Raw genomic sequence first — 340 nt, 5'->3', positions numbered from 1 at the left:
GCCCAGCCACCGCGGGCAACCTGTCCTGCACGTAGTCCAACAGGCGCTCGAACTGGGCCTGCACGGCCGGCCCGTCGGGCTGGTCGTACACGCTGTGCAGCATGGCCTTCACCGCCGGCCACATGCTCTTCGGGGTCACGGCCATCAGATTCGCCGCGTAATGGGTGCGGCAGCGTTGCCACACGGCCCCGGGCAGGTTCGCCGCCACGGCTTCCACGAGGCCGCGATGGGAGTCCGAGGTCACCAGTGCCACCCCGGCCAGCCCCCGGGCCACCAGGTCCGCGAAGAACTCGTTCCACGCCGCACCCGTCTCCGTGGTGGCCACCCTCAGCCCGAGGAC

The 340-nt window shown here is 71.2% G+C and carries 1 protein-coding gene; it reads right to left on the bottom strand.

The genetic code is table 11. The features are described from left to right. Window positions 1–340 (bottom strand): transposase (locus B1964_RS29660; protein ID WP_172399024.1); only part of this gene is annotated, 340 nt, incomplete at both ends.

Origin of the sequence: Gordonia sp. i37 (assembly GCF_002043085.1) — a bacterium.
Taxonomy (GTDB): Bacteria; Actinomycetota; Actinomycetes; order Mycobacteriales; family Mycobacteriaceae; genus Gordonia; species Gordonia polyisoprenivorans.
Note: the sequence above shows the minus strand (reverse complement) of the source record. Positions and strands in the feature narration are given on the sequence as shown.